This window comes from Rhodobacter sp. P2_H5 (assembly GCF_056403335.1).
This window is the reverse complement of the sequence record NZ_JBFUFS010000039.1, coordinates 1-7784: the sequence shown is the minus strand read 5'-3', so window position 1 is coordinate 7784 and position 7784 is coordinate 1. Positions and strand designations below refer to the sequence as shown.

The window sequence follows — 7784 nt, the reverse complement described above, 5'->3', positions numbered from 1 at the left end:
TGACCTGAGCCCCGTCTTCCCTCCGGGATTGGGGAGAGTCCTTGGGTTGCTTTCTGGGCCTATGCGGCCATCATTTCCAGTCTGATCTTCGTGGCAAACTCGGCAGGTGGGATGTTCCCGAGGGCCGAGTGGGGTCTGTGGTGGTTGTAATCCTCCTTCCAGGTGGTGATCTGGACTCGGGCATCGGTCAGGGTCGAGAACAGCACCTCGTTCAGGAACTCGTCCCGAAAGCGGCCGTTGAAGCTCTCGATGAAGCCATTCTGCATGGGCTTTCCGGGCGCGATGTAGTGCCAAGAGGTCTCGGTCCTCTGGCACCACGACAGGATCGCGGTTGATGTGAACTCCGTCCCATTATCACTGACGATGGTGCCCGGGCGCCCCCGTCGAGCGATGACCGCGTCCAGCTCCCGCACGACCCGCGCGCCCGACAAGGATGTGTCTGCGACCAGCGTCAGGCATTCCCGCGTAAAATCATCCACGATCGCCAGAACCCGGAAACGCCGACCGTCCGTAAGGGCATCGCTGATGAAGTCGAGGCTCCAGCGCTCGTTTGCGGCCTGCGGCACGACCATCGGACGCCGCGTTCCCAAGGCACGCTTGCGCCCGCCGCGTTTGCGAACTTGCAGCCGCTCCTCGCTGTACAGCCTGCGCAACTTCTTGAGGTTCATCACTATCCCCTGCCGTTCCAGCATGATGTGGATGCGCCGATAGCCAAACCGGCGACGCTCAGCCGCGACGGCCTTCATCGCTGCCCTCTCGGCAGCGTCGTCCGGCCGGACACTCCTGTAGCGGATGCTCGACCGATCCACAGCCAGCACCTCGCACGCCCGACGCTGGCTTACACCGTGGACCGCCACGACATGCGCCACCGCCTTCCGCTTCGCGTCGGGCGCTACCACTTTTTTGATGCGACATCCTTGAGGACGGCCAGGTCGAGCATCGCCTCGGCCAGAAGCTTCTTGAGCTTGGCGTTCTCGTCTTCGAGCGCCTTCAGCCGTTGAGCCTCCGAGACATCCAGGCCGCCGAACCGGGCCTTGTATTTGTAGAACGTCGCCGAGCTGATGCCGTGCTTGCGGCAGACCTCCACCGTCGGCGATCCGCTCTCCTGCTCCTTCAAAATCCCAATGATCTGCGCTTCCGTAAACCGCGATTGCTTCATTGTCCGTCTCCTTGCGTGGACGGACTCTACCAAAATCTGGAGGAGGTTCACGGGCTCAGGTCAAACACGATGCGAAACAACTTGCGGTGCTTCGGCAGGGCGTTCTTTTGGGACAGGTCACTTCCGAGTATCATGCCGATAAGTTGGCGCAGCCCCGCAAGCGGAATTTCCGTGGATGGCACCGGTGATCGAAACCGGCTGTCACAAGATGCGTCGTTCGGTCAAAGCTGGAAATCTAGGACTTCGAATGCCGCCCACTCTGCTGGACGGGCCGCCCGGCATCGGCAAGAAACCTCGGCACGCGCTTTGGGCAGCCCGCGCGAATGAGCCTGCCCACCGTTGTGCGCATGAACGAGAAGGCAGTCGTTCTCGAAGCCGATTGAATGCGTCGGCACTAGCGCTGACCAGAATTGGGCAGGAGTGCAGCGTTGGTAGATCGGAACCTTTTCCACAGGAAATGCCATGTTCCGTGCGCGGACCGCGGAACTGACCTGGATTTTTTCTTTCACCCGCTACACACTCTGTTAGTGAGATGTTGAGATAGATTCATGCGGCCATCCAGGATGTGGTGGTGCATGCCGGGAGCGCAGACTGATGAAGACAGGCCAAGGGTTCCGGTTCATAGATCTATTCGCAGGCATCGGTGGGCTGCGGATTGGGTTCGAGGCCATCGGCGGAACTTGCGTGTTCACCAGCGAATGGAACAAGTTCTCACAGCAAACCTACAAGGCGAACTTCGAGGATGACCATCACGAGGTCAACGGCGACATCACCGCTATCGACGAGTCAGCCATTCCGGCACATGATGTGCTTCTGGCGGGATTCCCCTGTCAGCCATTCTCAATCGCCGGGGTCTCGAAGAAGAACGCGCTTGGCCGGGCCCATGGGTTTGCGGACGAGACCCAAGGCACCCTGTTTTTCGATGTGGTCCGGATCTTACGTCATCATCGCCCTAAAGCATTCCTGCTGGAAAACGTGAAGAATCTGCTGTCGCATGACAAGGGAAACACCTTCCGTGTGATCACACATGCACTCAACGAACTAGGCTATGTCATCGACCACAAGGTCATCGATGCACGCCATTGGGTGCCTCAGCACCGCGAGCGGATTTTCATCGTCGGGTTCCGGGAAGACTGGCCAACGCACTTCTCACTCGACGATGTGGTGCTACCGGAGGGACCCAACCCAACCCTCGAGAGCATTCTTCATCCCGGCGATGGTTCCGAAGCGGTGGAGACGCCCTACACGGTCGGAGACCATGCCGAAGTGGCCGCGAAATACACCCTGACGCCTAAGCTTTGGGAATATCTTCAGAAATATGCTGCCAAGCACAAGGCTGCCGGAAACGGGTTCGGTTTCGGACTTTCCGGGCCAAGCAATGTGGCCCGCACATTGAGCGCCCGCTACTATAAGGACGGATCGGAGATCCTGATCGATCAACCGGGTGACATTCCCCGCCGGCTGACGCCCCGCGAATGTGCCCGACTGATGGGGTTTGACCGTCCCGGATCGAACAACCCATGGAGAATTGTCGTTTCCGACACCCAAGCTTACCGCCAGTTCGGCAACGCAGTTGCGGCTCCAGTGGCTGTGGCGATCGCCGAGGCCATGGCACCTTGGATCGCCAACACGGTCGCATTGCATCCAAAGCGGGGGCTGCGTGGCTGAACTCAGGCCACCAATGACCCGATCCGAGATGATGTCCCGGATCGGGAGCAAGGACACGAAGCCTGAAATGTTGATCCGGCGCGATCTGCATGCACGCGGTTTCCGGTATCGTCTGCATGTCGCGGAAATGCCCGGTCGTCCCGATATCGTGCTGTCGCGTTTCCGGGCAGTGATTTTCATCCACGGATGCTTCTGGCACGCGCACCAAGGCTGCAAGTATTTCCGTGCTCCCCACACCCGAACCGGGTTCTGGATGGAAAAACTCGACGGCAATCGGCGGCGTGACATGGCCAAGGCGGAATTGCTGCGACAGGACGGATGGCGCGTATTGGTGGTATGGGAATGCGCCACCAAGTCGAATTCTGTGGATTGCCTTGTAAACGCTATTGTTTCTTGGCTTCAGGGTGGTGATCCTGTCGGGGAGATTTCCGGGACTGGAACCCGGGACAATGAAAACACACCGGATCATTGATCAACGGCAGATGGGGTAAATGCGGACATGAATGATCTGGTCAATCCACCTGATGCGGCGCGAGCGATATTCGGATTCCGGGACACCGGCTACAATGTGAAGACAGCCGCGGCCGACATCATCGACAATTCGATCGCCGCAGGCGCCACCGAGGTGAATATCGACATTCAGCTGATGGCCGACGGCCGCAAGATTGTCTGCTTCGGAGACAATGGCGAGGGCATGGACGCCGACGGAGTCTGGAAGGCGATGCGCTACGGCTCTCCCGAACGGGCGAGTCGCCAGAGCCTCGGGAAATTCGGCCTCGGCTTGAAGACGGCATCAAGCTCAGTTTGCCTGCGATTTTCGCTGATCTCGCGGAAGGCAGCCGGCCAGCCTTTTGCGAAACTCACCTGGGATCTGGACCATGTGGCCGATCTCAATGACTGGGCGATGCTGAGAGAGCCGGTGACAGCGGACGAGCAGGACAGTTTCGAGGCGCTTTGTGGCGAGACCGGAACCCTTGTGATCTGGGAAAAATGCGACCGGATCCTGTCTAAGGACTATGAGCCGGGTTCGAAAGAAAAGGCGGCCATCACACGGATGGCCGAAAGCCTTGGAAAACACATATCGCTCATCTTCCATCGGTTCCTCGACAAAGAGGACGAGCGCGAGCGCACGGTCGATATCCATATCAACGGTGAAACAGTCGTTCCATGGAACCCTTTCTACCCGGAGCGGTCCAAGCAGGAACTCCATCCCAGCAAGCAGAATATCGTCGTGGAAATGCCCGATGGCAACGAAAACGTTGCCGTCATCAAAGCGTGGATCCTGCCCCACGGCAACGACATGACCAAGGAAGAGAACGCCAAGTTTGCGCGCATATCGAACAGGGCCCAAGGTTTTTATGTCTATCGAGAGGGCCGGCTGATCCAAGATGGTGGATGGCTTGATGTCTTTGGCTCGCCGGAACCTCACACCTCACTTTTGCGGATTGAGTTTGATTTCGGGAATGCCTTGGACGAAGCCTTCAGGGTCGACGTCAAGAAGTCGCGGATACTTTTTCACCCCGATCTGGAGGAGGGCCTGCGCAAATTGTTGCAGCCGGTTTTCCGCGAGGCTGGCCAGCGCTATCGCCGCACTAACCGCGATGATGCCAACACGAAAAAAACCGTTGATCACACCAGCGCCAACAAGAGCATCGCGGGGACCAACAGTGCTGCGAAACCACAGGTTGCATCGGTTGACCCGGCCACGCAGTCGGCAGAGATTTCCAACAATCGCGGACCGAAGATCCGGATCAGGGCGCCGATCCAAAGCAATGTCAGTCCGGATGCGGTGCATGTCGAGGCTGTCACCACCATAACCACGGGCCACCTGTGGGAGCCGGCCTACCGCAGCCCCGGAAGCACCAATCACGTGCCGGGGGTGCAGCTGAACAAGCATCATGATTTCTACCAGAAGATCTATCAGCGTGCGGCGGCCAACGGCTATGCCGTCGAGGGCATGGACCTGCTGCTCTGGGCCTTCGCGATGGCAGAGCAGAACAACACCAATCCTGAACTGGAGCCGATTTTCGAGGATATCCGCGAGGAAATCTCCAACAATCTTCGCAAGTTACTGCGCAATGTGCCGGAACCCGCAGCGTCCGAACTGATCGACGAAGACGACGAATGACATGATCGCTACGCGCAAGAAGCTAATCAGACAGGAACTCGAGGAAGGCACCGGTGCCGAAATCGGGCTGTCGGTTGACGAGTCCGGTCTGCTTTCCGCCATGCGCATCCGGTTCGCCGATCTTGATGAAAGACACGGCCCGCTCGCAGAACTCCGTTCCCATGGCCTGCGGCGCCACAGGGTCACGCTCACCTTCGGTTCTTTCTCGGGCGAAGTTCTGGGTCAGATATCTGCGGCATCGGAGGAGGACGTCGGCCTCGCCAGGGCCTTGGTGGCCTCGATTCCGAGCGACGTCGAACTGGAATTCGGCGATCAGGATCGGGACGGCTGGCTTGTCCGGGACGGAACCTTCCGGATCGTGGCGACCGTTCGTCACCCGGAAAGTTCGGACGTCGACGCTACTGTCACGCGCACCTGCCGGGAGGTGATCGTTCCGATCATGGCAGCAATGGCCGAACTGATCGGCTATGACGTAATTGAGGATGCGACAGGCGCTGCTGAAGAGCTGGCCTTCGAGGGGGCCATCCTCGAATCCGTGGTGCGGCGGCGTGAGAGGAACCCTCGAAACCGGCTGTTGTGCATCCGACTCAAGGGCGAGAAATGCGCAGTCTGCGGGCTGGAACCGAAACGGCGCTATGGTGAAAAAGCGGGAACGATCATCGAAGTCCATCACCTCGAGCCGCTGTCACGGCTGGCGGAGCCGCGCCCGTATGACCCCGCGATCGACCTCGTGCCGGTCTGCCCGAACTGTCACCGGGCAATTCACACGCAGCGGCCGGTCCCCATTTCCGTGCAGGACCTGAAGGTGCTGATGGAGGCGATAAATGGTTGATCCGGCATCGCTGTCCGAAAGCTTCGACGACCTCCGCTCTGCGGTGCCCGACGGTTTCAGCCTGTCGGAACGGGTAGTCGATCCGATTATTCTGCTTCAACGCGAGGGGGCGCGCATTGTTGCCCGGCTGGCTGGCCGCAGGATGCTGCGGGGAGCGGAAGTTATCATGGCAGCACCGTCCAATGCCCATACTTGGGTTGTCGATGGCGCGGTTTTGCGGCCCTTGCCGTCGGATATTCCGAAGGAGTTCGACCAAGTGCTGAGTGGAGCCGACCCGAGAGATCTGTCGTATGCTTCCGCCCTCGCACTCATCCGGCTCAAGTCGGATGCGTTCCGGGTCAAGGCACTGGAAGAGGTGCTGAACTCGGGCAAAATAGCGGCCGAGGATCTGCTGCCGGAAATCGAAATCCACGGGCTCAAGGCCGATCTGTTCCCCTATCAGGCGCGTGGTGTCCGGTGGATGTGGGAGACGCTCCGCCGCACCGGCGGCCTGATCCTCGCGGATGAGATGGGGTTGGGAAAAACCCTTCAGATCATTGCTTTACTAATGAAATCTCCCCCAATGCCGGAAGCGCCCGCCTTGGTCATCTGTCCAACCAGCCTCATTGTGAACTGGGTCAGCGAAATCGAAAGATTTGCCCCCTCCCTCTCGGTCCTGATTCATCGCGGCGTCCATCGTGCCGGCATTTACCGCGACCTGCAGACGGCGCCAGTGGTGATCACGACGTATGACACGATGGTGAATGACATTGCCATGATCTCTTCCTTCGAATGGTCTTGGGTGATCTGCGACGAGGCTCAGGCAATCAAGAACCCGGAGTCCAATCGCCGCAAGGCCGTCGTCACGATCCCCCGGAGGCATTCGATCCCGATGACGGGAACGCCGGTAGAGAACACTCTGCTCGATCTTTGGTCTCTGACCGATTTCGCCATCCCCGGCATTCTGGGCGACCGTGCCGGTTTCGAGATAGAATTCCCCGATACGGTCGAGGCGGGGCAAGCCCTTAGCCGAGTAACCGATCCGATCATCCTGCGCCGCCGCGTGGCGGATGTGGCCGGGGACCTGCCCGAGCGGATCGACATCGACCTGCCGCTGGAACTCGATGACAGGCTCGTCGACCACTATAATGCCGTGCGATCCGCGACGATGGACAAGTATCCCGTGGCCGGCGCTTTGGTCACGACATTGCAGTTGCAACTCGTTTGCGCCCACCCATGGCTTCGGCAAAACGCTGGCCCTGAAGGCGAAATCGAAAACGCAACCATCGAGCGAGCTAAGGATCTGCCGCTGGTCACGCCGAAAATGGAACGGACGGTCGAGCTGTTGCAGGAGGCCTTCGCCAACAGGCACAAGGTGATCGTGTTCGCCCTGTTCAACCGGATCGGCGATCTGATCCGCGAGGCGTGCCGCGGATATCCCGCAACATATTGGGGAGCGATCAACGGATCAACCCCGCAGCAGGACCGGCAATCTATCATCGACGACTTCGCGGCCCATGTAGGGCCCGCCTGCCTGATTCTCAATCCAAAGGCGGCGGGTGCCGGCCTCAACATCACCGCCGCGACGGTTGTCATCCACTATACGCCGGTCTGGAATCCGGCACTGGAGGCCCAGGCCAGCGCCCGCGCCCATCGCCGCGGGCAGACAGAACCGGTGACCGTCTACCGCCTCTTCTATAAGGACACAGTCGAAGAGGTCATGATTGATAGGTCGAGCTGGAAGAGCAACCTCGCCAACGAAACCGTGCTGCTGTGACCCCCAATGCTCACCCAGCTGAGGCCAGAGTCGGCGGTTGAATTTGGCGCGATTGCGCCGACGGAGCAATGGGCGATCTGCGCAGCGGTTCAAATGCGCGAAGCTGATCGCCCATTGCGGCGAGTTGGGCGGCAAAGGCCGCCGGGGTCTGGTAGCCGAGGGCAGAATGGGGCCGCTCGGTGTTGTAAGTGTGGGTCCAGCGCGCCACGGCTTCGCGGGCATGGTCGATGCCAAAGAACAG

Annotated in this window: 6 protein-coding genes and 1 pseudogene; 5 read left to right on the top strand and 2 right to left on the bottom strand. The window is 59.6% G+C overall.

The genetic code is table 11. The annotated features are described in order from the left end of the window. Positions 1–59: 59 nt before the first annotated feature. Positions 60–1159 (bottom strand): IS3 family transposase gene (locus AC1DVR_RS23200; protein ID WP_478002996.1). Its coding sequence is split into 2 segments (ribosomal slippage): positions 60–898 and positions 898–1159, totalling 1101 coding nucleotides; the frame shifts between segments, so codons are not numbered across the junction. A 594-nt stretch (positions 1160–1753) separates the two neighbouring features. On the opposite strand from AC1DVR_RS23200, the gene dcm reads away from it, so the two are divergent. Genes dcm through AC1DVR_RS23175 form a run of 5 tightly spaced genes read left to right on the top strand, consistent with a single transcriptional unit; the run spans position 1754 to position 7543 of the window. After that, positions 1754–2827 carry a DNA (cytosine-5-)-methyltransferase gene (dcm, locus tag AC1DVR_RS23195; protein ID WP_478002995.1) on the top strand — a complete coding sequence of 358 codons (1074 nt, stop codon included), beginning with the start codon at positions 1754–1756 and terminating at the stop codon, positions 2825–2827. Further along, positions 2820–3299 carry a very short patch repair endonuclease gene (locus tag AC1DVR_RS23190; protein WP_478002994.1) on the top strand — a complete coding sequence of 160 codons (480 nt, stop codon included), beginning with the start codon at positions 2820–2822 and terminating at the stop codon, positions 3297–3299. The genes dcm and AC1DVR_RS23190 overlap by 8 nt, the downstream gene beginning before the upstream one ends. Positions 3300–3326: 27 nt before the next feature. After that, positions 3327–4955: an ATP-binding protein gene (locus AC1DVR_RS23185; RefSeq protein ID WP_478002993.1), complete on the top strand. Its 1629-nt coding sequence runs from the start codon at positions 3327–3329 to the stop codon at positions 4953–4955. A 1-nt stretch (position 4956) separates the two neighbouring features. Continuing rightward, complete coding sequence (locus tag AC1DVR_RS23180) at positions 4957–5787, top strand: HNH endonuclease (RefSeq protein WP_478002992.1); 831 nt, start codon at positions 4957–4959, stop codon at positions 5785–5787. Beyond that, positions 5780–7543: a DEAD/DEAH box helicase gene (locus tag AC1DVR_RS23175; RefSeq protein ID WP_478002991.1), complete on the top strand. Its 1764-nt coding sequence runs from the start codon at positions 5780–5782 to the stop codon at positions 7541–7543. The genes AC1DVR_RS23180 and AC1DVR_RS23175 overlap by 8 nt, the downstream gene beginning before the upstream one ends. Before the next feature lie 121 nt (positions 7544–7664). Here the strand turns inward: AC1DVR_RS23175 and AC1DVR_RS23170 are convergent. Continuing rightward, positions 7665–7784, bottom strand: a pseudogene (locus AC1DVR_RS23170) (integrase core domain-containing protein); the annotation flags it as partial.